This is a genomic window from Limosilactobacillus antri DSM 16041 (genome assembly GCF_000160835.1).
Lineage (GTDB): Bacteria > Bacillota > Bacilli > Lactobacillales > Lactobacillaceae > Limosilactobacillus > Limosilactobacillus antri.
On sequence record NZ_GG700737.1, the window covers coordinates 1 to 23,184 of the forward strand.

Here is a 23,184-nt window from a genome sequence, read left to right on the forward strand (position 1 = left end):
GACGGACTTTGGCACCTGGCTTTGTGCCGGGGTTCGGATACTGGAGAGTTGTCCGAGTTGGCCGAAGGAGCAGCATTGGAAATGCTGTATACGGGTTAAAGCCTGTATCAAGGGTTCGAATCCCTTACTCTCCGTTATGACCCGTTAGTCAAGTGGTTAAGACACCAGCCTTTCACGCTGGTATCGTGGGTTCAAATCCCGCACGGGTCACTTTTGGAGGATTAGCTCAGTTGGGAGAGCGTCTGCCTTACAAGCAGAGGGTCACAGGTTCGAGCCCTGTATCCTCCATTAACAACTAAATAGTTGTTACCCATATACGATGGCTCGGTAGCTCAGTTGGTAGAGCAACGGATTGAAGCTCCGTGTGTCGGCGGTTCGATTCCGTCCCGCGCCATTTATGGAGGAGTAGCGAAGTCTGGCTAAACGCGACGGTCTGTAAAACCGTTCCTTCGGGTTCGGCGGTTCGAATCCACCCTCCTCCATTTATAGGGATATAGTTAAACGGTATAACTACGGTCTCCAAAACCGTCATTGTGGGTTCGATTCCTACTATCCCTGCTTAACTGAATATTTTGGCGGTATTGGTGAAGTTTGGTTAACACACCGGTTTGTGGGTCCGGCACGCGTGGGTTCAAATCCCACATACCGCCCTTATGGTTGAACATGAGGGTTAATCCTGTTCAATCTTAACTATTTGGTGGTATAGCCAAGTGGTAAGGCAGAGGTCTGCAAAACCTTTATCATCGGTTCAAATCCGATTACCACCTTTTAGTTGGCTGAAGCCTCTGTGGCGGAATTGGCAGACGCGCTGGACTCAAAATCCAGTTCCCGTTGAGGGAGTGTGGGTTCGACCCCCACCGGAGGCATTTTACAGATCTGATTCAGCTAATATTAAACAGGCTCGAATTGCTGGTGTAACAGCGTTTGAGCTTGTTTTTTATTTTAAAATTTATTTATGCTGGTACATTTTTGTATATCATTATCAGAGATTGCCCAAGATTAAATAAATTATTTCAACATAGTAAATTTAGGAGGAACACGTCATGAACAACCTGCACTTCGTCAACGCAGCTGCTAGTTGTGGTGGATCAGTCTTATGCGACCCACTATTTGGCGTGCTTACCTTTGATTAGGTACTTGCTAAGATAAACGGAAACAGTCCGTAAGGCGCAGGTGACACCGGACAGTGGACAGATCGTTGCCGGACCGGAACCAACAATGCTGGCGTGGTTAAAAAGCATCAGGCAACCCTGACGCCAAATGGGGGCCTCGCCAGTGCCATGGCCATGGTCAAGTAGCTCTCTCACAAATATTTTGGTGCTGATATTACGAAATAGGGCCGCAGTGAGTGTTTGAACAGTCAGCCAAAGCATTGTCGTAAACCAGAAAAAGCGGCCCCTAGCCCCTTATTTTGCCAAAAAATGATGTTTCTTTCATGTGAGGGAAAATTAAAATTCGATATATCTAACGATAAAGCAAAAGTTAATTTGGGACGGCCAGGAAAAGAGTGGTGGTTGGTCAATCGACCATGCCAAGGGGATTTGTTCATTTTATCGTGCAACTTAGTTAACCGGTTTAACCAGGATCCTGGGTGATTTGAATACTAACCACAACATATAGGGGTGAAAATGTCAATCCTTTCTACCAATTGTATTTGTGCTAGTATATAAACTGTTAACTTTTGAAGGGAGACGGCACAATGAAGGTCCAAATAATTGATAAAAAAGATTTAAATAACCTGGCGGATTTGAAGGTTATCAAGCGGGACGGGACCCCCAGCTCCTTTTACGCGTACAAAATCGACTTGGTCCTAGACGCCCTGGATGCCGACGAACAAACACGGCACAGCGTTGACCTAGCCATTTTCAATGCTCTGATGGGGAACAAGGAGGTTCGGACCACCACGATTGCCGATTTGTTTGTAGAAGGACTGCGGATGGCTGGCCACGATGACCTGGCCAAGCAGTACCGTGATTATCGGCAGGCGGACGAAGAAGCCTTTGCCGAGGCCACGAATCCACAGTACAAGCTGGAGCAACTCTTTGGGCGGAAAGACACGGTTGTCCATGAGAATGCCAATAAGGACAGCCGGGTTTTCAACACCCAGCGGGACCTCGAGGCGGGGGTCGTCAGCCGAGCCCTCGGTTTACGGATGCTGCCGGAAGTGGTTGCGAAGGCTCACCTCCGTGGCGATCTTCACTGGCACGACCTGGACTACTCCCCGGTTACGCCGGAAACCAACTGCTGTCTGATTGACTTTGACGAGATGTTCAAGCACGGCTTCAAGATTGGCAACGCCTGGGTTTCTTCCCCCCGGTCAATCCAGACCGCGACGGCCCAGATGTCGCAGATTATCGCTAACGTGGCCTCCCTGCAATACGGGGGCTGCTCTGCCAACCGGGTTGACCAGCTCTTAGAACCTTACGCCAAGATCAACTATGAAAAGCACATGGCGGACGCGAAAAAGTGGATTGCTCCGGACAAGCGGGAAGAATTCGCCCGGGAAAAGACCAAGAAGGACATTTACGACGCGATGCAGGCCCTGGAATACGAGATTAACACCCTCTATTCCAGCCAGGGGCAAACCCCGTTTACCACCATTAACTTTGGCCTGGGGACGTCCTGGATTTCCCGCGAAATTCAACGGGCGATTTTGCAAATTCGGATTAAGGGTCTGGGCAAGGAACACCGGACGGCGATCTTCCCTAAACTGATCTTTACCATTAAACGGGGACTTAATTTGAACCCCGGGGACCCGAACTACGATATCAAGCAGCTGGCCCTGGAATGTTCCACCAAGCGGATGTACCCTGACCTGTTGATGTACGACAAGATCAAGGAGATCACGGGGAGCTTCAAGACGCCGATGGGCTGCCGTTCCTTCTTACAAGGCTGGACGGACCCGGACACCGGCAAGGAGGTAAACTCCGGGCGGCTCAACCTGGGTGTCGTTACCGTTAACCTACCGCGGATTGCCCTAGAGGCTCACGGTGACAAGCGGCTGTTCTGGGAAATCTTCCAAGAAAAGATGAAGCTCTGCAAACTGGCCTTGGATTACCGGATTAAGCGGACCAAGCAGGCTAAGCCGGAAAACGCCCCCCTGCTTTATATGTACGGGGCCTTTGGCAAGCGGCTGAAGAAGACCGATAGCGTCGACGAAGTCTTTAAGAACAGCCGGGCAACGATTTCCCTCGGCTACATCGGGCTCTATGAGGTCTGCACGACTTTCTATGGTCCCAACTGGGAGCACAATCAGGAGGCCCATGACTTTGCGGTTTCAATTACCAAAACGATGCACGACCTCTGTGCCAAGTGGGAGGACGAAGAGGGCTACCACTTTAGCCTGTATTCCACGCCAGCAGAATCCTTGACCGACACCTTCTGCCAGGATGATCTTAAGAAGTTTGGCCGGGTCGCCAACGTCACCGATAAGGAATACTACACGAATAGTTTCCACTACGATGTCCGGAAGCACCCGACCCCGTTTGAAAAACTGGAATTTGAAGAGGACTTTCCCTACCAGGCGGCCGGGGGCTTTATCCACTATTGCGAGTACCCGAACCTGCGGCAAAACCCGAAGGCGCTAGAAGCGGTCTGGGACTGGGCCTACGACCACGTCGGCTACCTCGGTACCAATACCTCAATCGACCAGTGCTTCAAGTGCGGCTTTAAGGGTGAATTTAAAGCCACCGCGCGCGGCTTTAAGTGTCCCCAGTGTGGTAACTCCGACCCGGCAACCTGTGACGTGGTTAAACGGACTTGCGGCTACCTCGGCAACCCGCAGGCCCGGCCAATGGTTCACGGCCGGCACGAGGAAATTGTCCACCGGGAAAAGCACATGAGTCCGTCGATGATTAAACATGCGGCAGCCTTTGAAGCGGCCCGGCAGTGCGACTCGCGGGCGGACCACGCTGCTATTAAGGGTCAGCAGATTTAGCAGGAGGGGATTCGATGGAAGAACAAAAACGCCAACGGTTACCGCGAAATCCCCAGCCGCAGGAATGGCTCGCAGCGGAGCATTCCCTGCAATACATTGCTGACTATAAACCCTTTAACTTTGTTGATGGTGAAGGCGTGCGGTGCAGCATTTACGTCAGCGGTTGCCTGTTTAACTGCCCGGGCTGCTACAATAAGGCCGCCCAAAACTTCCATTATGGTCAGCCCTACACGCCAGAGCTGGAAGACCAGATTATGGAAGACCTGTCGCAAAGCTACGTTCAGGGGCTGACCCTCCTGGGGGGCGAACCCTTCCTCAACACCCAGGTCTGTCTCAAGCTGGTCCACCGCCTGCGTAAGGAGTTTGGGCACCACAAGGATATCTGGTCCTGGTCGGGCTATACTTGGGAAGAACTGCAAAAGGAGTCCGCTGATAAGCTGGAGCTGCTGCATAACATCGATATCCTTGTCGACGGCCGCTTCTTGCTGGCCCAAAAGGACTTAACCCTCCAGTTTCGGGGGAGTGCCAACCAGCGGATCATTGACGTCCCCAAGTCACTGGATCAGGGGCAGGTTGTGCTCTGGGATAAGCTGGTTCACTAGGGAGGCCGCTGGATGACAAGCAAGCAGAATTGGGGAGCGGAGCCCGGCTGGCTGCAGAAAAAGCGTCAGCTGGCCTCGCTTTTACAGAAGCGGTTCCCCGTACTCCCGGGGCAAGAAAAGTGGCTGCCCTGGCAAAAGACCACCCAGCCTGACCAAGGTGGGGAGGGCTGGCTGCACCACCGGGGAACTTATACGGCCCTTCCCCTGGAAGCGGCGGTTCGCGACTATTCCGAACTTTTGCAGGAAAACTTAATGGAAAAGGCGCTTCGCTGGCAGGGCAACCAGCTCTTTGCCGGCCACCTTGCAAACATTGATGGCGGCCAGTTCATCTACGTACCTGACGACTGCCGTTTAACCGCACCGATTGAGCTTACGGGGCGGGGAAGTTTAACCAATCCGCATAACGTGATTATCGTGGGTGCCCGGAGCCGGGTGACCATTGAGGAACGGCTAATGATTAAAAGCGCCCAGGGCCTGTTTGCCGCTACCGAAGTCCTGCTGGGGGCGGGTGCTGTAGTGGATTACCGCCAGGCTAACGACTTGCGGGCGCCAGCGGTCTACACGGCGCTCCATGCCTACCAGGCCCACGCGGCCAGACTGAAGCTTAACTTGGTGGTGGCCAACGAGGGGGCGGTCACGGTTAGCGCCAGTGACTTCCTCGATGGGGATGCCAGCACTTGGACAACGACGGCTGTGCTTGATCCTGGCAGAACCGGTCAGATTGACTGGCGCCCGGTTGCCGATGGTTTTGGTCGGGGCAGCCGTGCCGACATGACGACCTACGTCAATGACCAGGGACGGGGACGGGTTAAACTGGCCCCATTTCAGACCAGCTCTGGAGAACCGCTCCCCCTGAAGAGTACGGTGATTAAAAAATCAACGGCGGCAAATTGGCCGCAATCACGGATCGGCAGTTATTAATTGTTACTGCTGTGTTACAAACTCTGTCAATTAAGTATTTGAAGTGGTAAAAATCAGCGTTTCCAACTGATTTTTACCACTTTTTTCGCGCCTTTATTACAGATCCCTGCCATGCCAGCGGGTGCCGCAAAGGCTGTGCTGGCGCACTTAGTCAGCGTCTGCGACCCGCTTTTAATGGCCTATATTACGGATTATTACCAGTGAGCAGAAATTGAAAATTGGGGGTAATTGTGGTGTAACCTCGAAGCGTTATAGTATTAACTGTTGATTGATATCAATCGTTTCTTAGAAAATATGTCGAAAGCAAAAATTTGAAAAGGATGGGATTTTATCTCTATGAAGTTATCTAAACACATCGCAAAAATTACCGCTGCTGTTGCTGGTGCCGTTGCTTTAGGAACCATTGCTACCGCGACGACTGCAAATGCAGATTCAATTTACACGGTGCAAAGTGGCGATACTTTATCAGGAATTTCCTACAAGTTCGGTCATGATTTGAATTTTGTCGACACTTTAGCTTCTTCTAACAACATTGCTAACAAGAACCTGATTTACGTCGGGCAAAAGTTAGTGGTGAAGGATAATGGTGAAGTGGCACCGGCAACGCAAGCAGAAATTGCGACCCTGCCAAGTTCTAACGGCACCAACCAGGCTGCTGCAAGTCAGGCACCGGCTGCGGGCCAAGCACAGCAGGCTGCGGGTCAGGCTCAACAAGCCGCTCCGGCCACTGCTACGACCCAGTCCGCGAATGCCGCTGCTTCTAACTACACTTCTAGTGTAGCTGGTAGTGACGCTGCGGCAAAGGCCTGGATCGCTGCTCGTGAATCTGGTGGCAACTACGGCGCAACCAATGGTCAATACATTGGTAAGTACCAATTATCCGCTTCCTACCTGAACGGAGACTACTCAGCCGCCAACCAGGAACGGGTTGCTGACCAGTACGTCGCAAACCGCTACGGTTCTTGGACTGCCGCACAGGCATTCTGGCAATCACACGGCTGGTACTAAAATTAACTAATTAACTTGAAAATTAATTGCAAGGGGATGGCACTGTGCCGTCCTCTTTTTGTTAAATAGAGTTGACCCTCCGCCGACTTTGTTATATGATGATGACAATCAAATTATAAAACGCTGAGAAAAGATGAGTAGCTATTCATTGACTGGTCCAGAGAGCGGGGGGCGGTGAGAGCCCGTCCGGTTAGGGATAGTGAAGATGGTCTGGGAGCGATTCACGGTGGTGAGTTAGTTGGCAAGCGACCGTGCGGGGTGACCTCGATATCAGGTCTGAGTATGCTAGTACTCAATGAGGAGTGGGCTGTGAGGCCCAGTTAAACCCGGGTGGTAACACGTTGAATTTAACGTCCCGAAGAGCAGGTGAGCACTGCTTTTCGGGACGTTTTTTGTTAGGAAAGGGGACGGTGCAGAGGAGGCAGGTCAGCCAAACCGTGAATCAGCCGATGTGTAGTCATAGTTAAGGAACGAAAGGGGAACTAACAATGAGTATCGAGACAGCAATTTTTGCGGGCGGGTGCTTTTGGTGCATGGTCCAGCCCTTCGACACGTATCCGGGAATTATCAAGGTAGAATCAGGGTATACCGGCGGCCACGTTCCGAACCCAAGCTATCAACAGGTTAAGTCCGGGACGACGGGGCACACGGAGGCGGTACGGATTAGCTTTGATCCGGCCGTGGTCTCCTACGACGACTTGGTAAGCATTTACTGGCAGCAGACGGACCCAACGGACGCGATGGGACAGTTTCAAGACCGGGGTGACAACTACCGGCCGGTAATCTTCGTGAAGGATCAGGAGCAGCGGCGGATCGCTGAAGCCTCAAAGAAACGCTTGGCAGAGAGCGGCCGCTTTGCCGAGCCCATCGTTACCCAGATTGAAGCTGCCCAGCCGTTCTACCTGGCCGAGGACGGCCATCAGCAGTTCTATAAGAAGAACCCAGAGCGTTTTGCCGCGGAGGAGGCGGCCGGGCGGGCCCAATTTCGCCAGGAACACTGGACGGAGTAACGGGACTTCGTGAGCAGGCAGAAAATATTAATGACCCCGAGCGCGACTGTGCCGCACTCGGGGTCAATTTGAACGAAATGGCTCCTCAGTAAAATCTCGAAAGAGCTCAGGAAACGATAAGCTGGCAGACACGGCGTCGTGCCAGCAGCAATTAAAGCAATCCGCTTTGCCTGTCGATTAGCCAACGCTTTTCTCAGCCGGCGTTAGGAACTGATCGATAATGTGGGATACCCGGTCCAGGTCAACATTACCACCGGATACCAGGCCAACCACGTTCTTCCCCTTGATGTACTTATCATCAACCTTGTGTGCTTCAAGAGCGGCGGTTGGCAATGCCCCGGCCCCTTCGGCGAAGATCTTAGTTCGTTGCATCAAGTCCTTCATCGCCTGCGCGATCTCGTCTTCGCTGACCAGGACAATTTCGTCGACTAGCTTGTCAACGATTGGGTAGGTCAGCGATCCCGGCATCGCAACGTCCGTCCCATCAGCCAGGGTGAAGTCATCGTGGTGATAGGTCAGCTTGCCCTTGTTAACCGATTCGGCCATCCCGTGGACGTTTTCGGATTGGACACCGACAACGTGGATCCCAGGGTTGAAGGACTTGAGGGCCGTAACGATCCCAGCCATCAAGCCACCGCCACCAACTGGAACCAAGACGGTGTCAACGTTCCACAGGTCTTCAAGGATTTCCAGACCAATCGTCCCTTGACCAGCCATTACGTACTTGTCGTTAAACGGGTCAACGATGGTCTTGCCTTCCTTCTTAGCACGTTCAAACATCCATTCGTGTGCGTCATCGAAGGTAGCCCCGTGAATATCAACTTCAGCACCGTAACCAGCAGTAGCAGCCCGCTTCATCATTGGTGCTTCATCTGGCATAACAACAGTTGTGTCGATACCTAAGAGCTTACCACTTAATGCCACCCCTTGGGCGTGGTTACCGGCAGAAGCAGTAATAACCCCACGCTCTGCTTCTTCCTTTGATAAGTGCTGCATCCGGTTGTTAGCTCCCCGGAACTTAAAGGAACCAGTCAGCTGCATATCTTCCAGTTTGAGGAAGACGTTGGCATCCGCAACCTGCCGGCTCAAGAACATTGATTGAATCAGAGGTGTTTTCCGAGCATATTTACTGATAGTAGCCTTGGCGTCTTCAATATCTTTAATGTTTAAAATGTCTTCTGTCTGTGCGACAACATCGTTTGTAGCCATAATACTAACCTCCAAAATTAGTAAACCGAAGCGACAGCCAAGCTAAGATTAAAGATCCAACTCAGTGTAAGGCAGGTCAAGAGAATCTGCCAAGCCCTTGTTAGTAACCTTACCTTCGTAAACGTTGACCCCACTCTTCAAGGATTCATCAGACTTAATAGCCTCATCAATACCCTTGTCAGCGATTTCCAGAAGGTAGTCCAAGTTACCAGCAGCCAGCGCCATCGTAGCAGTCCGTGGAACGGCACCTGGTTGGTTAGGAACAGCGTAATGAATTACGCCATACTTGGTAAATACTGGGTCATCAATGGTAGTTGGGTGGTCGATGGTTTCAACAGTTCCACCTTGATCAATGGCAACGTCAGCAATGACACTGCCCTTCTTCATTGACTTAACCATGTATTCCTTAACCAGCTTCGGTGGACGGGCACCTGGAATCAGAATCGTTGAAATAAACAGGTCGGCATCCTTGATTTCCTTAGCCAGGTTTTCTTCGTTCGATTCAACCACCCGCAGGTTCTTGCCGGCGTATTGCTTTTCCAGTTCCTTAATCCGCTCGGGGTTCTTTTCAATAATTACAACCGAGCAGTTCATCCCAAGTGCTAAGTCCGCAGCAGCAATCGCGGCGTTCCCACCACCAAAGATAACAACGTTGCCAGCCGGTACTTCAGCGGTTCCTGGTAATAGGATCCCTTCACCACCGTGCTGTGCTTCCAGGTAGTAGGCACCCATGATTACGGAACGCCGGCCCGCAATGTGACTCATCGCAGAAAGCAATTCCAGCTTGCCATCCTTAACAATGGTTTCAGCACCAATGGCAGTAGTGCCCGCCTTCATCATAGCCTCAACAGTTGGCTTGGAAGATGCAAGGTGTTGGAAGCCCCAAACAACTTGGCCCTTCCGGAAGTACTTGTATTCTTCGGCGTCTGGTTCCTTAACCTTGATTACCAGGTCAGCCTTCCAACCGTCTTCGTGTGAAACGATCTTGGCGCCAGCCTTCTCGTATTCAGCATCGTCAAAGCCTGAACCAGCTCCGGCGTTGGTTTCTACGAGAACGGTGTTGCCGGCCTTAACCATTTCCGCAACGTTGTGCGGGGTAGCAGCAACCCGGCCTTCGCCTTCCTTTTGTTCCTTAATAACAGCAATTGTCATACTCATACTCGAAAACCTCCCTTTTCTTTTGAGTACCCCTTTATTATTCATGAACATTAAGAATAAGTAAATAGTTTATTGAAATTTTATTAAAATTTACTAATTTGGCTTACGGGGACGGGGTGGAAAAATTAAGGATAAACAAAAAGGCGAGGTGCCGATATTATATCGGCGCCTTGCCTTAGCCTAAGTTAGAATATTTAACAGCTCTTCCGGTTTAGCGATGCTAGTTGTTCATTAAGACATCGAGCAGTTCCCGAGCAGATTCGTGCAGGGCCTCCTTAGACTTGTCGTTCCCCAGGTGGGTGTAGACTTCACCGACGTAAACGCCGTCGTTAAAGAGCTTCCCAAAGACTTTGTCGATAATCGGCTTCGTCTTTTCTTCCTCTTGAACGGGACCAAACGGGTTGGCGAAGAAGGTGGTACTCATCCCCACCTCGTCAGTTGTTCCGAGGGCCTTCCGCTTACCAGCAACAAAGACCTGCTTAGCTTCGTCTTCGTTGTCAAAGCGGTGGATCCCCACCTTATCATCGTAGTTGTTAGCGTAAACCCACATATCAATCGGGTGGTGTTTGATGACGTTTTCGTAGGTGTCGGCGGGAATGATAACCCGGGCGTTGGAGAGCTCCGGATTGAGGTAGACCCCCCGGTCCATGTTGTTAAAGGCGACGGCGCTGGACAGGTCGTCAAGCCGGACGAAGGCCCCGGTTTCGGTTCCTTGGGCGTAGACCTTGCCGTCTTCGCCAATCGCAAAGCTGCCCATGTCATCAAAGATGGTTTCCATGTCGACGATCTTGTCGTCGGCGATTTCCTGCATGGCTTCAATCGATTCGGACTTGCCGGCGCCGGAATCGCCAAAGAAGACCACGTTCTTTTCCTTGCCGTTGGTAAAGCGGACCCGGAGCATGGAACCGTGAATTGGCAGGCGGCCACTGTAAATTTGGTGCAGGTTGTGCAGGGTCAGGCACATCTTCTTCATATAGCCGAAGTAGGTAGTCTTGTCCGTGTACGGCACTTCGCCGACCCAGATGTCATTGTCAGTATCGTGGTAATAGTGGGAAACCATGCCTTCCGTTTCTTTCAGGCCAAAGAGGAGGATCAAGTCGGGCTTTTGTCCCTGAACTTCATCGGGCCGGGCTAATTGGAAGAGGTTGGAAAGGGCGATTCCGTTTACCAAGTAATCAACGTTGAAGTAAATGTAGGCCAGGCTTTCCCCAATCTTGGCTGGATAGCAGTACCACTGTCCCTTTTGCCCGTGGAAGCGCTTGATCGGGTTCTCGTCCACCGCGGAGAAAACCCCTTCACGCTTATTACTCTTGGTGTGCATCATCATCGGCGGCCGGAGCATGACGGTATCGATGAAGTCGATGTCCCGCAGCTGGTCATAGCCGGCGGGAATTGGCCAGTCGTGGGGCTGGACCAGCATGGAGGCGTTGGAGCCGGCGTTAACCTGCCGGTAAGTTTGGTTAGGGTAGCCCTGGAGCTTTTCTTCAACGACCCGGTAGGCTTCCCGAATCAGGTCGTTAAGGTGACCGTCGATCATCTTGAATTCGTTACCGGCAATCTTGCTATTGTTGTAGTTAATTACCGTTACCCGGAGCAGGGACCGGTAGAAAGAATATAATTCTTCGACGCTGGCCAAAATATCTTTTGGATCGTACTTATCAAAAGCGCTGTCGTCGTCGATCAGGATCTTTTTGAGGACACTTACGTACTGGGTTGGGGTGGCGTTATCGAAGGCGTCATCATCGTACTCGGGGTTCTTGGAATCGAGGTAGAGCTTGATGATTTCCAATAATTCGTCACTGTTGACCAGTGAATAGGTGTCCTTATAATATGCTTGACTTAGATTTAACAATGCGACGCCCGCATCGGTGTTTACGTATAGCGATGGGGTTTGAACTTTTTCTTGCTTAGCCATTTGTCTCAATCCTTTCTTATAGCCTTGCTTCTATTATAAGCTACTTTTAAATAGCTGGTGAGAAAAATCTCATATTTATCCCATTGTGGTAAAATAGGTAGTAACTAATTGTGGAAGGGGTTTCATGGGATGAAAATAAATTGTAAAGAAACACTATCGGTCTCGATCCACCGGGTTTTTAACGCCGACTTAAATGAGCACGGAACGGTTTTCGGTGGCCGGCTCTTGGAATTGGTAGATGGGGAAGCATCGGTCGCAGCGATGCGGGTGACCCGGGCAACGGTGGTGACCGCGGCGATGGACCATGTCCAGTTCCTCAAACCCTTCCGCCTGCAAGATTCAATGTGTATGGAGGCCTACGTCACCGGGATTGGGCACCGTTCACTCGAAGTGTTTGTGAAGGTGATTGGTGAGCACCTCCGGACGGGTGAGCGCTTCTTGGGCTTTACCTGTTTTATGACCTACGTGATCCAGGATCCGGCCGAAGCGGTTAAGTATGATGGGCTGGTTGCGGAAAACGCTGAACAGCGGGCGTTAATTGCCGGTTATGAGCAGCGGCGGGACCAGCGGGCTGCCAACCGGGACCACCAGCGGGAGCTATTAGCAGCGATCAAGATTGATAAGCCTTGGGAATAGAACCAGCGGGCTGACCATCTCCACTTCGGAGGCGGCCAGCCCGCTGTTAGATAATAGCTTATTGACGTGCTGTTCTACGGGGGCATGGTGGGCTAGTCTTTTTGGACAACCACCTTGGTGCCGGCTGGAACGTTCATCATCCATTTAGAATCAGGGACGGAGAGGCGGATGCAACCATGCGGCGCGGTGCTTTTCCCCAACTTAGCCGCCTCTGCCTTGATGTAGTGACCGTCCTTATCGGTTGGTACGCTGTGGAAGAGGTAGGAACCGTTGTCGTGCCAGGAAACGTAGTTGTTGGCACCGCATTTGACCGCCGGGTTGTAAAAGCTGTCGCCTCGGGCGTCTTGGATGGCAAAAGTCCCGGTTGGCGTTGTACTGACCCGCTTGCCGTTTTTGGTTTCGTATTTGCCGGCGCTGGCGTACATGGTGTAGACGCACTTATGCCCATCCATGATGTAGACCCGGTTTCGGGCAATGCTGACCTTGATCCAGGGATCCTTCAGCTTGTTAATATCGGGGTAGGGGACCGTTTCGGACGACTTGCGATAGTTGATTGGCGTCCGCATATGGTCGGCAGCGCTGGCGGTCGCCGGTACAGCCAGAAAGCAGAGTACGGCGAACCCAGTTGCGAGCAGCAGTAGTAGTTTCTTTATTCTCATTTTTGCTTACCCCTTGTGGTTTAAAATAATCAAACCCATTTTAGCATAGTCCCCGCTTAATGAAATATGTATTTTTTAACATGTGTTTTAAATTAAAGAGCGCGCGGGAAAGACGGTGTGGAAAATCTTACCGGCACAAACTCCTTGGGCGAGTAAGGAAATAATGATTGGTCAGTAAAAATCAAAACACAATTAGCAGTTTCCACCTCCAACTGCTAATCGGCGCTTGCAACCGCCGGCCAGAGGACTATGATGAAGGTGTAATCAAGGAATGAGAAAGGATGATTCAATTATGGCTAACGAAATTCAACGTCGTAACAACCTTTTTGACAATTTGATGAATATGCGTGACTGGATGAATGATGACTTCTTCTCGGACTTGACTCCCGCCGCGGACCATATGAAGACCGACGTGGCCGAAAATGACCATGGCTACACGGTCAAGGTTGATATGCCAGGTTTTGATAAGAAAGACATCCACATTAACTATGCTAATAACATTTTGTCCGTCACCGGCCACCGGGACAGTTTTGCCGACGAGAGCGACCAAAAGGGCAACATTCTCCACACGGAACGCCGTTATGGCCAGATGAGCCGGCAGTACCGGCTACCGGATGTTGACCGGAGTGCCGTTAAGGCTCAGTATGAGAACGGGGTTTTGACACTGGACCTGCCAAAGCTGCAGGCCAGTGACAAGAACGATACGCGGATTGATATTGAATAAAGCGACCCGGTAATAGTGTATACGCAAGAAGGGGTCCAGCGTCCGGCAAAGCCGAACGTTGGACCCCCTTCTTATTCTTAGCGCTGGATCAACCTCCCAGACACTAGAATGCTTGGATAATGTGCATGATTCCAAAGACCATTAGCATGACGGAAACTAGCCAAACAACGGTGATTGCTGACAGCAACGGGCTAAACAGGAGAATAATCCCCAGGATCAGGCTGATGATGCCTAAAATTACTAACCAGGTAGCGTAACCGCGATGGAATTCCCTGAAGAACTTGGCGCCACGAATCATTGCCAGTGAGTCGATGATGAACCAGACCGCAAAGAGGATTGCCAAGTACAGGATCCCGAAATTAGGCCAGGCCAATACGAAAATTCCTAAAATAATATCTAAAATTGCAATAAAGATAATCCAGCCGGTGCTTTCGCCCAAGGTATTGTTGATGAAGTTTCGGAACCATAATTCGTAGATTCCCCGGAGGATGAAGGCAATTCCAACTAGGATTGCCAACAGGTGCATTGTCTTATCGGGATGGGCAAACGAGACGATGCCAGCGATCACGAATAAAATCCCGAGGACCAGGCTGAACCAGTCGAAGCCCTTTTTGTGTTCAGTAAACATAGTCAACTTCCTTTCTTAGTGTAATCGGTTTAATCATAAACTAAATTATATTTTAAAACAAACTTCCTGCTGAAGAACAACTTGGTATAATTTTTCACGGTTGATAATATTTAAAACTAAAACAGGGAGCTGCGTCAAAACGCGGTTTCGTCACAGCTCCCCAATCGTTATTCGTCGTGCTGTCCCAGGTGTTCCCGGATCCCGTGCGGAAAGTCTTTGTCGATTTCCTTGAGCAGGGGAACCAGGTAGTTGACGTAGCGGTGGTACGCTTCGAGCGGTTCGAGGTCTTTAGCATTGGCCTGGACGAGGGCCACCGCAATATCGTGAGCACGTTGTTCATTTGAAATCATTTCTCTCACCTCGTCCCTAAGTTTACCAGACTTTTCCCTGGTGCGGCGAATTTCTTTGCTGGTAGCTGGTTACTTTGTCATGTCTGGAAAGCGCTTGTGCAGGAGTGGCAATTGGGTATACAATGAGGGTTCACAATTTACGGGTTAAAAATGCGGGTTCAAGCAACCCCAAGTAACAACCATAGGAGAATTACAAAGATGAATAAGCAACAAGGGATGAAGAGGAGCCTCAAGAGCCGGCACATCCAGCTGATGGCGCTAGGCGGAACGATCGGGACCGGACTGTTTCTGGGTTCTGGAAAGGCGATTCGGATGGCAGGTCCGGCGATTCTGCTAGCCTACCTGATTACGGGGATGATCTGTTTTGGAATTATGCGGGCGTTGGGTGAGCTGCTGATGGCCAACCTCAAGTACCGCTCCTTCATGGAAGCCATCCGGGACTACCTGGGCAGGCGGGTTAGTTTCATTACCGGCTGGGCGTACTGGGCCTGCTGGCTCGCGCTGGCGATGGCGGAAATCACTGCAATCGGGCTCTACATCCAGATCTGGCTGCCGGAGCTTCCCCAGTGGGTGCCGGGCTTGATTACCCTCCTGATCTTTTTATGCCTTAATTTGATCACCGTGAACGTCTTTGGGGAAATCGAATTCTGGTTTGCCCTGATTAAAATTATTGCGATCCTCGTCTTGATTGCCGTGGGGATTTTTATGATGGTCATCCAGTTCCGCTCCCGGGGCGGTTACGTGGCGTCACCGGCAAACCTCTTTGCCTATAATGGCTTCTTCGCGACCGGCTGGAAGGGCTTCGTGATGTCCTTTCAAATGGTTGTCTTTGCCTTTGTCGGCATCGAGATGGTGGGGGTCACAGCCGCGGAGGCGGAAAACCCGCGGCAGGTGATTCCAAAGGCGATCAACGGTATTCCCATCCGGATCCTGCTCTTTTATATCGGTGCGTTGGCGGTAATTATGTGTATTTATCCATGGAACCGCCTGTCACCGACGAACAGTCCCTTCGTGCTGGTCTTTCGTGACGCGGGTTTACGGGGGGCGGCGAGCCTAGTTAACTTCGTGGTGATTACCGCGGCGGCTTCCGCCTGTAATAGCTCGCTCTACACGACCGGCCGGATGCTGGCGGAGCTGACCTCAAATGCCCACCGGCCGGCCATCCGCCGTCTTTCCCACCTGTCAAAGAACCAGGTACCGGCCCGGGCCGTGGCCGTTTCGGCAGCGGTGATTGGTCTGGCGGCGATCCTTAACTTAACGATGCCGGGGGAGGTCTTTACTTTGGTTTCCAGCATCGCGACGACCAGCTTTCTCTTTATCTGGGCGGCGATTATTGGCGCGCACTTGCGCTTTATTAAGCTGCACCCGACTGACCGCCGGTTTAAAATGCCGGGTGCGCCGGTGACGGATTGGCTGGTCCTGTTATTCCTCGCCTTCGTGATGGTCGTGCTCTGCTTTGAAAAGCAGACGCTGATTGCGCTGCTCTTGACCCTGATTTGGTTTGCCGTCCTGGGGGTGGCCTCGCTTAGCCAGCCGTCCCGGACGAAAAACGATTAAAATGACTAACCAGCGGTGGATTACGTTGCGCCGCTGGTTTTTAGTTTAAAAATAAGAAAGACTGGGTCGGTGCCCAGCCCCTATAAGGTCTGATTTAAATGAAGCTTGCGCTGGCAGTCGGGACATAAGCCATGAATCTCAATGTTACTACCAGTTACGAGATAATGGGTCTTTTCCCGGGTCATTGCGGACAGCTCCTTGGTGATTTCAGAAAAGTGTTCGTCAAAGACGTCGGTAATCTTGCCGCAGCTGTCACAGACAACGTGGTAGTGGGGACGGCCAAAGTAGTCGTAGTGGGTACTGCCATCACCGTTTTTCAGCTCAATGACCAGGTTGTAGTCAACGAAGAGCTTGATGGTGTTGTAGACCGTTGCCATACTGATATTGTCGACCTGGTCTTTTAAGTCGGCGTAAATCATCTCTACGCTGGGGTGGGTGTGGTGGTTAATGAGGTAGTCCAGAATTGTTTTTCGTTGGGGGGTTAGCCGAACCTTGTGTTTGCGCAATAGGTCGAGTGCCCGGTCAAATTCAGCTTCCGCCATGAGCAGTTCTCCTTTCTTAATTTAAAATAGTTATAATCTATTGATATTATACCATTTACAAGGATAGATTCAAAATATATAATTGATAACTGGCAAATAATAATAGTTCTAAAAAGGGAGTAGATTAGATGGAGAAGAGTATTGACCAAAACGGGCGGGCTTACAGTCGTTTTTGGTTCATTTGTACCTTGCTAGTAGGGACCTTTACGATGTCAATCAGCCAGTCATCGCTTTCTACGGCGTACCCGACCCTAATGCGGGCCTTTGGCATTTCTGCCGATACCGTTCAGTGGCTGACAACTGGTTTTATGCTGGTGATGTGCGTCAGTATGCCGATTAGCCCCTGGATGCTGAACAACCTTAACTTTAAAACGATGTTTATCGTTGCGCTGGGGCTGTTTGACGTTGGCTCCCTGATGATTGTCCTGACCCCGGCAAGCTGGGGAAGCAACGGCTTTTGGTTTATGATGGTTGGCCGGGCACTGGAGGCCTTTGCGGTCGGGGTCCTTTTCCCGTCGTACCAGTCGGTGCTCTTGGAAATTACGCCGAAGGACAAACGGGGGACGACCATGGGGATTGCCGGCCTGGTAATGGGGTCAGCCCTTGCCTGCGGTCCGATCGTTTCTGGGATTATTCTGAAATTCTTTGACTGGAAGAGCTTGTTTGGCTTTTTCATGATCGTAATCACCCTGATTATGGTAATGGCGGGAACCGGTTTGATTAGGGACGTCATGCCCCGGCACAAAACGGTGCTGGACTGGCTGTCCGTTTTCCTGTCGATCGGTTTGATTGGGATTATGTACGTGGTCAATTTGGCCGCCAAGCAAGACGTCGATTGGGTCCTCAACGGGGGAATCCTGGCGGTCAGCCTCGCGGCGGTCGCCTGGTTCTGCTACCGGCAGCTGCACCTGGCAGAACCGCTGCTTGAATTGCGGGTCCTCAAGACCTTTAATTATGACTTGGCGGTTCTTTTGACCTCCATTTCCTACATTGCCCTGATCGTTACAACGATTATTTTCCCCTTGTACTACCAGGGCGTCTTGCACGTCAGCCCCTTTATTTCGGGGATGTCGTTGGTCCCGGGGGCGGTCTTTTTAAGCATCCTCAACCCGCTGTCGGGAAAATTAGCCGATCGGATTGGCTTTAAACCGACGATGCTGGTGGGCATGGTCATGATTATCTGCGGCTGGCTGGCCGGCTTGCTGCTGCTCAACCGGTTGAGCCTGGTGGCAATGATTTTATGTGCAATGATTATTGAGGGCGGGAACGCCTTCGTGATGATGCCGGCAGTGACGCTTGGGGCGAACGCCCTTCCCGACGAACTGGTTCCCCACGGGACGGCCGTGATTACCACGGTTCGCCAGGTCCTGGGTTCTGCCGGGGTGGCCGTAGCGACGATTGTCCTGACGGTTGCTAGTGCCCACGCCCTGAGTGCCGGAAGCAAGCCGTTGGCAGCGAACCTCCACGGCTACCACTTGGTTTTTGTAATGATGGTGGTAATTGAATTGGTCGGCCTTGGGTTGGCATTGCTCCTTAAAGATAGCAAACGCCAGGGTGCAAAATAGGCTAAGAACCGTATTTAAATGACAGGGGAGTCGTAGCTGGAGCTGAGTCGCCAGCTGCGGCTCTTTACTAAAAAGGAGGGAAGAAAGATGCAAATTAACCGTCCCGCCTGGGCAAACGCTTCCGTTGCCATGCAGGATTACTATGACCATTACTGGGGCTTTCCCGTTCACGACGAGCGCTTTTTATTTGAAATGCTAAGCCTGGAGGCGTTCCAAGCCGGCCTAAGCTGGGCAACGATTTGGCAGCGGCGCGCCGGCTTTGAACGGGCGTTTCGTGATTTTCAAATTGACGAAGTTGCTGCTTTTAATGCCCAGGATGTCGAACGATTGCTGGATGATCCGGAAATTATTCGCAACCGTCGCAAAATTGAGGCGGTGATTCACAACGCCCGGGTAATCACGGGACTGCACACCGCTGGGCAGACATTCGATGACTACGTTTGGCACTTTGTCGATTACCAGCCGCAGCGTTTAATCGTGAAAGCGGGGGAAGCCTTGCCTGCCCAAACGGACCAGTCACGGCAAATTGCCCGTCAGATGAAAAAAGATGGCTTGGCCTTCGTTGGGCCGACCACGGTCTATTCGTTCATGACGGCGGTCGGCCTGGTAAATGCCCGCCTTTAATAAATTCTTAATTGATTATTAATGTTATGATGTGATAGTATTGTCTTCGTTATGAAGCAAATTCCCGATAGGATTCACTTAATTGTGAAGATGCCTTGTAACCGCAACTACAAAACTACTACTAGAGTTTCGACTAGAATATGGGGGAATTAATAAAGATGACAGAAAAACACCTCTTCACATCAGAATCAGTTTCTGAAGGGCACCCGGATAAGATTGCCGACCAGATCAGCGACGCTATCCTTGACGCACTGCTGACGGAGGATCCGGACGCGCGGGCGGCCGTTGAAACATCGGTTACGACCGGCTTGGTCCTGGTATTTGGTGAAGTATCCACCAAGGGTTACGTAAACATCCAAAAGGTGGTCCGGGACACCATTCGCAAGATTGGCTATACCGATGGCAAGTACGGCTTTGACGCGGACAACTGTGCGGTTATCACCGCCTTAGATGAACAGTCACCAGACATTGCCCAGGGGGTTGACGATTCACTGGAAACACGGTCCGGTGATAGTGATCCGCTCGATAAGATTGGTGCCGGTGACCAGGGCTTGATGTTCGGTTACGCAACCGACGAAACGCCAGAATACATGCCGTTGACCTTAATGCTCAGCCACAAGCTGATGCAGCGGATTGCTAAGCTCCGTAAGGAAGGTACAATCTCCTACTTGCGGCCAGATGCCAAGGCTGAAGTAACCGTTGAATACGACGATGCTGGCAAGCCGCTCCGGGTCGACACGGTGGTACTGAGTACCCAGCATGATCCGGACGTTACGCTGGAACAAATCCGGCACGACGTTAAGGAACAAGTAATCAAGGCGGTGATTCCTGCTGAATTGCTTGACGATCAAACCAAGTACTTCATTAACCCAACCGGCCGCTTCGTAATCGGTGGCCCGCAGGGGGACGCTGGCTTAACCGGCCGGAAGGTAATTGTTGATACTTATGGCGGGGCTGCTCACCACGGTGGCGGGGCCTTCTCCGGCAAGGACGCGACGAAGGTCGACCGGTCCGCTAGCTACGCGGCCCGGTACATTGCGAAGAACCTGGTTGCCGCTGGCTACGCCAAGAAACTGGAGATTCAGGTTGCCTACGCCATTGGGGTAGCGGAACCGGTGTCAATTTCGATTGATACCTTTGGGACCGGTACGAAGAGTGAGGCAGAACTGATTGCGGCGGTCCGTAAGGTCTTTGACCTGCGGCCGGCCGGAATTATTGAGATGCTGGACCTCAAGCGGCCAATCTACAAGCAGACGGCGGCGTATGGCCACTTCGGCCGGACCGACGTTGACCTGCCATGGGAACACCTGGACAAGGTTGCGGAATTAAAACAGATTCTGGGTTAATTTCATTCCCTGCTTGCAAATTGTCGATGATGAAGTTAGAATACAATTAATATTTTGATCGTAACGGAAGTAGTAGCCGGATGGACTGCCGACAGAGACCTGCTGGTGCTGTGAAGCAGGGACAGCCATCTGGTGAACTCATCCGGTAAGATTGCCGCTGAATGAAGTAGGTGGTGACGTCTGACCGCGTTAAGGCTTAAAGTGCTATGGAGATCCATAGAAAACGGGTGGTACCGCGGATTAGATTTCGTCTCGGAGAAGTGCAGGCTTCTGCGGGACTTTTTTATTACGATCATGGTAAAGAAAAGGAGACAGACTATGGCTTACGATCACACAACGATTGAAAAAAAGTGGCAAAAGTTCTGGAAAAAGAACCAAACCTTTAAGGCGGACATTAACAAGGACCAAAAAAAGTTTTACGCCCTTGATATGTTCCCGTACCCCTCCGGTCAGGGGTTGCACGTCGGCCACCCCGAGGGTTATACCGCGACCGATGTGATGTCCCGGATGAAGCGGATGCAGGGCTTCAACGTGCTGCACCCAATGGGCTGGGACGCCTTTGGCCTGCCGGCGGAGCAGTATGCCCTTAAAACGGGTCACAACCCGAAGAACTTTACCAACAAGAACATTGACCACTTCCGCGATCAAATCCAGGCGCTGGGTTTTTCCTACGATTGGGATCGGGAAATCAACACGACGGATCCGGAATACTACAAGTGGACCCAGTGGATTTTTGAACAGCTCTACAAGAAGGGGCTGGCCTACGAAAGTGAAATCATGGTTAACTGGGCCCCCGACTTTATGGGCGGAACCGTGGTGGCCAACGAAGAGGTGGAAGACGGCAAGACCAAGCGGGGCGGCTACCCGGTTTACCGGAAGCCGATGAAGCAGTGGGTTCTAAAGATTACCGCCTATGCCGACCGTCTGATCAAGGACCTCGACCTGGTGGACTGGCCAGAAAGCGTCAAGGAAATGCAGCGGAATTGGATTGGCCGTTCTGAGGGGGCGTCCGTCTTCTTCCCGGTTGCCGGTGACGAAGAAACGAAGATTGAGGTCTTTACCACCCGGGCCGACACCCTCTTTGGCGCCTCCTACGTAGTCTTGGCACCGGAGCAGGAGTTGGTTGACCAGCTGACCACGCCGGAACACAAGGAAGCGGTGGCCCAGTACCAGGAAGAGGCTTCCCGCCGTTCAGACTTGGAACGGACCGATCTGAACAAGGAAAAGACTGGGGTGTTTACCGGGTCCTACGTTATTAATCCGGTGAATGGCGAAAAGCTGCCAATCTGGATTAGCGACTACGTTCTGGCTTCCTACGGGACCGGATGCGTGATGGCGGTTCCGTCTGGCGACCAGCGAGACTACGACTTTGCCAAGAAGTTTGACCTGCCGATCAAGCCGATTATCGAGGGCGCTGACCTTTCCGAAGGGGCCTTTGACGGCGACGGCAAGCACATCAACTCTGGCTTCCTGGATGGCCTGAACATCAAGGAGGCCAAGGCGAAGATGATTGACTGGCTGGAAGAACACGATGCCGGTCACAAGAAGGTCAACTACCGCCTGCGGGACTGGATCTTCAGCCGGCAACGTTACTGGGGCGAACCAATTCCAGTCATTCACTGGGATGACGGCACGACCTCGCTGGTTCCAGAAGATGAACTGCCGTTGAAGCTGCCGGATACCGACAATATCGAACCATCGGGAACCGGTGAAAGTCCGCTGGCAAACGTCGAGGACTGGGTCAACGTCTACGATGAAAACGGCCGTCATGGCCTGCGGGAAACCAATACGATGCCGCAATGGGCTGGTTCCTCTTGGTACTGGCTCCGCTATACGGACCCGCACAACAGCAAGGAATTTGCTTCTAAGGAGGCTTTAGACTACTGGTCACCGGTTGACCTGTACGTCGGCGGGGCGGAACACGCCGTCCTTCACCTACTTTACGCCCGTTTCTGGCACAAGGTTCTCTATGACCTGGGCTTAGTGCCGACGAAGGAACCATTTATGAAGCTGGTTAACCAGGGGATGATTTTGGGGTCCAACCACGAAAAGATGTCGAAGTCCAAGGGCAACGTGGTTAACCCGGACGATATTGTTGATAAGTACGGGGCCGACACGTTACGGTTGTACGAAATGTTTATGGGGCCGCTGACGGAGTCCGTGCCGTGGGATGAAGAAGGTCTGCACGGTTCCTACAAGTGGATCCAGCGGGTCTGGCGTTTGCTGATGGATGACAACAACCACCTCCGGGACCGGGTGTCAAACTTCAACGATGGTAAGCTGACCAAGGTTTACAACCAGACCGTCAAGAAGGTCACGGAAGACCTCGGACGGATGCACTTTAACACGGCGATCTCGCAACTGATGGTCTTTGTCAACGAAGCATACAAGGTTGATGACTTACCAGCTGAATATATGCAGGGCTTTATCAAGATGATCTCCCCAATTATGCCGCACGTCGCGGAAGAACTGTGGAGCCAGTTTGGGATCAGTGAGACGATCGCTTACCAGCCGTGGCCAGAGTACGACCCGCAAGCGTTGGTAGAAAATGAAGTTGAGATGATCCTCCAGGTAAACGGCAAGGTCCGGGCGAAGGTCAAGATGGCCAAGGACACGTCCAAAGAAGAGGCCGAACAGCGGGCTTTGGCCAACGAACACGTTCAACGGTTTACGGCTGGCAAGGACATTAAGAAAGTAATTGTGGTGCCAAACAAAATTGTAAACATTGTTGCCAAGTAAATAGTTTCAAAAGGTCCCGTGGATTTTTCCCGGGCCTTTTTATTCAGAAAGGAA

Annotated in this window: 20 protein-coding genes, 9 tRNA genes, 1 riboswitch and 1 other annotated feature; of the genes, 21 read left to right on the forward strand and 8 right to left on the reverse strand. The window is 51.7% G+C overall.

What is annotated here, in order from left to right:
* Window positions 1-42: 42 nt before the first annotated feature.
* The 9 genes from HMPREF0494_RS09010 to HMPREF0494_RS09050 all read left to right on the forward strand — a co-directional run bounded on the left by HMPREF0494_RS09010 (window position 43) and on the right by HMPREF0494_RS09050 (window position 866).
* Window positions 43-134, forward strand: a tRNA-Ser gene (locus HMPREF0494_RS09010).
* A gap of 4 nt (window positions 135-138) precedes the next feature.
* Window positions 139-210 (forward strand) — tRNA-Glu (locus HMPREF0494_RS09015).
* 5 nt (window positions 211-215) lie between these two features.
* Window positions 216-288 (forward strand) — tRNA-Val (locus HMPREF0494_RS09020).
* Between the two features lie 33 nt (window positions 289-321).
* Window positions 322-394 (forward strand) — tRNA-Phe (locus tag HMPREF0494_RS09025).
* Window positions 395-399: 5 nt separating this feature from the next.
* Window positions 400-482, forward strand: a tRNA-Tyr gene (locus tag HMPREF0494_RS09030).
* Window positions 483-487: 5 nt separating this feature from the next.
* A tRNA-Trp gene (locus HMPREF0494_RS09035) sits at window positions 488-558 on the forward strand.
* Between the two features lie 17 nt (window positions 559-575).
* A tRNA-His gene (locus HMPREF0494_RS09040) sits at window positions 576-650 on the forward strand.
* 46 nt (window positions 651-696) lie between these two features.
* Window positions 697-767 (forward strand) — tRNA-Cys (locus HMPREF0494_RS09045).
* Between the two features lie 14 nt (window positions 768-781).
* Window positions 782-866, forward strand: a tRNA-Leu gene (locus HMPREF0494_RS09050).
* 240 nt (window positions 867-1,106) lie between these two features.
* Here HMPREF0494_RS09050 and HMPREF0494_RS11505 read toward each other — a convergent pair.
* Complete coding sequence (locus HMPREF0494_RS11505) at window positions 1,107-1,307, reverse strand: hypothetical protein (RefSeq protein WP_148466477.1); 201 nt, start codon at window positions 1,305-1,307, stop codon at window positions 1,107-1,109.
* Between the two features lie 392 nt (window positions 1,308-1,699).
* Here HMPREF0494_RS11505 and nrdD point away from each other — a divergent pair, with 392 nt between their 5' ends.
* From nrdD to msrA, 5 genes are all read left to right on the forward strand, one after another.
* Window positions 1,700-3,937 (forward strand): anaerobic ribonucleoside-triphosphate reductase, encoded by a 2,238-nt coding sequence (nrdD, locus tag HMPREF0494_RS09060; RefSeq protein ID WP_007124653.1) that lies wholly within the window; start codon window positions 1,700-1,702, stop codon window positions 3,935-3,937.
* 14 nt (window positions 3,938-3,951) lie between these two features.
* A complete protein-coding gene (gene nrdG / locus HMPREF0494_RS09065) occupies window positions 3,952-4,539 on the forward strand; it encodes an anaerobic ribonucleoside-triphosphate reductase activating protein (RefSeq protein ID WP_007124654.1) in 588 nt (195 codons plus the stop codon).
* Window positions 4,540-4,551: 12 nt separating this feature from the next.
* Entirely contained in the window at window positions 4,552-5,460 is a 909-nt protein-coding gene (locus HMPREF0494_RS09070) for a SufD family Fe-S cluster assembly protein (RefSeq protein ID WP_007124655.1), read from the forward strand.
* Between the two features lie 336 nt (window positions 5,461-5,796).
* Window positions 5,797-6,468, forward strand: a complete 672-nt coding sequence (gene apf, locus HMPREF0494_RS09075) for an aggregation-promoting factor (RefSeq protein ID WP_007124656.1) — start codon at window positions 5,797-5,799, stop codon at window positions 6,466-6,468.
* Between the two features lie 488 nt (window positions 6,469-6,956).
* Entirely contained in the window at window positions 6,957-7,478 is a 522-nt protein-coding gene (msrA, locus tag HMPREF0494_RS09080; protein ID WP_007124657.1) for a peptide-methionine (S)-S-oxide reductase MsrA, read from the forward strand.
* Window positions 7,479-7,655: 177 nt separating this feature from the next.
* Here the strand turns inward: msrA and tdcB are convergent, their stop codons facing one another.
* The 3 genes from tdcB to HMPREF0494_RS09095 all read right to left on the reverse strand — a co-directional run bounded on the left by tdcB (window position 7,656) and on the right by HMPREF0494_RS09095 (window position 11,760).
* Window positions 7,656-8,687: a bifunctional threonine ammonia-lyase/L-serine ammonia-lyase TdcB gene (gene tdcB, locus HMPREF0494_RS09085; RefSeq protein WP_007124658.1), complete on the reverse strand. Its 1,032-nt coding sequence runs from the start codon at window positions 8,685-8,687 to the stop codon at window positions 7,656-7,658.
* Window positions 8,688-8,735: 48 nt separating this feature from the next.
* The gene (locus HMPREF0494_RS09090; protein ID WP_040459044.1) at window positions 8,736-9,839 is read right to left on the reverse strand and encodes an alanine dehydrogenase; all 1,104 of its coding nucleotides are present in this window, start codon (window positions 9,837-9,839) and stop codon (window positions 8,736-8,738) included.
* A gap of 226 nt (window positions 9,840-10,065) precedes the next feature.
* Window positions 10,066-11,760 (reverse strand): phosphoenolpyruvate carboxykinase (ATP), encoded by a 1,695-nt coding sequence (locus tag HMPREF0494_RS09095; protein WP_007124660.1) that lies wholly within the window; start codon window positions 11,758-11,760, stop codon window positions 10,066-10,068.
* Between the two features lie 129 nt (window positions 11,761-11,889).
* Here HMPREF0494_RS09095 and HMPREF0494_RS09100 point away from each other — a divergent pair, with 129 nt between their 5' ends.
* Window positions 11,890-12,396: an acyl-CoA thioesterase gene (locus tag HMPREF0494_RS09100; RefSeq protein WP_007124661.1), complete on the forward strand. Its 507-nt coding sequence runs from the start codon at window positions 11,890-11,892 to the stop codon at window positions 12,394-12,396.
* Window positions 12,397-12,488: 92 nt separating this feature from the next.
* On the opposite strand, the gene HMPREF0494_RS09105 is transcribed toward HMPREF0494_RS09100, so the two are convergent.
* Entirely contained in the window at window positions 12,489-13,055 is a 567-nt protein-coding gene (locus HMPREF0494_RS09105) for a L,D-transpeptidase family protein (RefSeq protein ID WP_007124662.1), read from the reverse strand.
* A 292-nt stretch (window positions 13,056-13,347) separates the two neighbouring features.
* Between HMPREF0494_RS09105 and HMPREF0494_RS09110 the strand changes: the two genes are divergently transcribed.
* Entirely contained in the window at window positions 13,348-13,779 is a 432-nt protein-coding gene (locus HMPREF0494_RS09110; protein WP_040459045.1) for an Hsp20/alpha crystallin family protein, read from the forward strand.
* 103 nt (window positions 13,780-13,882) lie between these two features.
* Here HMPREF0494_RS09110 and HMPREF0494_RS09115 read toward each other — a convergent pair whose 3' ends face one another.
* Window positions 13,883-14,407, reverse strand: a complete 525-nt coding sequence (locus HMPREF0494_RS09115; RefSeq protein WP_007124664.1) for an HdeD family acid-resistance protein — start codon at window positions 14,405-14,407, stop codon at window positions 13,883-13,885.
* Window positions 14,408-14,574: 167 nt separating this feature from the next.
* A complete protein-coding gene (locus HMPREF0494_RS09120) occupies window positions 14,575-14,757 on the reverse strand; it encodes a hypothetical protein (RefSeq protein WP_003713855.1) in 183 nt (60 codons plus the stop codon).
* Window positions 14,758-14,955: 198 nt separating this feature from the next.
* Between HMPREF0494_RS09120 and HMPREF0494_RS09125 the strand changes: the two genes are divergently transcribed.
* Window positions 14,956-16,314, forward strand: coding sequence for an amino acid permease (locus HMPREF0494_RS09125; protein ID WP_007124665.1), 1,359 nt, complete (start codon window positions 14,956-14,958; stop codon window positions 16,312-16,314).
* A gap of 80 nt (window positions 16,315-16,394) precedes the next feature.
* Here HMPREF0494_RS09125 and HMPREF0494_RS09130 read toward each other — a convergent pair whose 3' ends face one another.
* The gene (locus HMPREF0494_RS09130; RefSeq protein WP_007124666.1) at window positions 16,395-16,856 is read right to left on the reverse strand and encodes a Fur family transcriptional regulator; all 462 of its coding nucleotides are present in this window, start codon (window positions 16,854-16,856) and stop codon (window positions 16,395-16,397) included.
* 128 nt (window positions 16,857-16,984) lie between these two features.
* On the opposite strand from HMPREF0494_RS09130, the gene HMPREF0494_RS09135 reads away from it, so the two are divergent.
* The 4 genes from HMPREF0494_RS09135 to leuS all read left to right on the forward strand — a co-directional run bounded on the left by HMPREF0494_RS09135 (window position 16,985) and on the right by leuS (window position 23,130).
* Complete coding sequence (locus tag HMPREF0494_RS09135; protein ID WP_007124667.1) at window positions 16,985-18,421, forward strand: MFS transporter; 1,437 nt, start codon at window positions 16,985-16,987, stop codon at window positions 18,419-18,421.
* Between the two features lie 87 nt (window positions 18,422-18,508).
* Window positions 18,509-19,045 (forward strand): DNA-3-methyladenine glycosylase I, encoded by a 537-nt coding sequence (locus HMPREF0494_RS09140; RefSeq protein WP_007124668.1) that lies wholly within the window; start codon window positions 18,509-18,511, stop codon window positions 19,043-19,045.
* Window positions 19,046-19,094: 49 nt separating this feature from the next.
* Window positions 19,095-19,203: riboswitch (SMK box riboswitch) on the forward strand.
* Window positions 19,204-20,391 carry a methionine adenosyltransferase gene (gene metK / locus HMPREF0494_RS09145; protein ID WP_040459020.1) on the forward strand — a complete coding sequence of 396 codons (1,188 nt, stop codon included), beginning with the start codon at window positions 19,204-19,206 and terminating at the stop codon, window positions 20,389-20,391. It begins immediately after the preceding riboswitch.
* Between the two features lie 48 nt (window positions 20,392-20,439).
* Window positions 20,440-20,649 (forward strand) — a binding site (T-box leader).
* Between the two features lie 60 nt (window positions 20,650-20,709).
* Entirely contained in the window at window positions 20,710-23,130 is a 2,421-nt protein-coding gene (gene leuS, locus HMPREF0494_RS09150; protein ID WP_040459021.1) for a leucine--tRNA ligase, read from the forward strand.
* Window positions 23,131-23,184: the final 54 nt, after the last annotated feature.

Coding starts and splice junctions, on each gene's coding strand:
- nrdD (WP_007124653.1), top strand. CDS start 1,700: ATGAAGGTCCAAATAATTGATAAAAAAGATTTAAATAACCTGGCGGAT.
- nrdG (WP_007124654.1), top strand. CDS start 3,952: ATGGAAGAACAAAAACGCCAACGGTTACCGCGAAATCCCCAGCCGCAG.
- HMPREF0494_RS09070 (WP_007124655.1), top strand. CDS start 4,552: ATGACAAGCAAGCAGAATTGGGGAGCGGAGCCCGGCTGGCTGCAGAAA.
- apf (WP_007124656.1), top strand. CDS start 5,797: ATGAAGTTATCTAAACACATCGCAAAAATTACCGCTGCTGTTGCTGGT.
- msrA (WP_007124657.1), top strand. CDS start 6,957: ATGAGTATCGAGACAGCAATTTTTGCGGGCGGGTGCTTTTGGTGCATG.
- tdcB (WP_007124658.1), bottom strand. CDS start 8,687: ATGGCTACAAACGATGTTGTCGCACAGACAGAAGACATTTTAAACATT.
- HMPREF0494_RS09090 (WP_040459044.1), bottom strand. CDS start 9,839: ATGACAATTGCTGTTATTAAGGAACAAAAGGAAGGCGAAGGCCGGGTT.
- HMPREF0494_RS09095 (WP_007124660.1), bottom strand. CDS start 11,760: ATGGCTAAGCAAGAAAAAGTTCAAACCCCATCGCTATACGTAAACACC.
- HMPREF0494_RS09100 (WP_007124661.1), top strand. CDS start 11,890: ATGAAAATAAATTGTAAAGAAACACTATCGGTCTCGATCCACCGGGTT.
- HMPREF0494_RS09105 (WP_007124662.1), bottom strand. CDS start 13,055: ATGAGAATAAAGAAACTACTACTGCTGCTCGCAACTGGGTTCGCCGTA.
- HMPREF0494_RS09110 (WP_040459045.1), top strand. CDS start 13,348: ATGGCTAACGAAATTCAACGTCGTAACAACCTTTTTGACAATTTGATG.
- HMPREF0494_RS09115 (WP_007124664.1), bottom strand. CDS start 14,407: ATGTTTACTGAACACAAAAAGGGCTTCGACTGGTTCAGCCTGGTCCTC.
- HMPREF0494_RS09120 (WP_003713855.1), bottom strand. CDS start 14,757: ATGATTTCAAATGAACAACGTGCTCACGATATTGCGGTGGCCCTCGTC.
- HMPREF0494_RS09125 (WP_007124665.1), top strand. CDS start 14,956: ATGAATAAGCAACAAGGGATGAAGAGGAGCCTCAAGAGCCGGCACATC.
- HMPREF0494_RS09130 (WP_007124666.1), bottom strand. CDS start 16,856: ATGGCGGAAGCTGAATTTGACCGGGCACTCGACCTATTGCGCAAACAC.
- HMPREF0494_RS09135 (WP_007124667.1), top strand. CDS start 16,985: ATGGAGAAGAGTATTGACCAAAACGGGCGGGCTTACAGTCGTTTTTGG.
- HMPREF0494_RS09140 (WP_007124668.1), top strand. CDS start 18,509: ATGCAAATTAACCGTCCCGCCTGGGCAAACGCTTCCGTTGCCATGCAG.
- metK (WP_040459020.1), top strand. CDS start 19,204: ATGACAGAAAAACACCTCTTCACATCAGAATCAGTTTCTGAAGGGCAC.
- leuS (WP_040459021.1), top strand. CDS start 20,710: ATGGCTTACGATCACACAACGATTGAAAAAAAGTGGCAAAAGTTCTGG.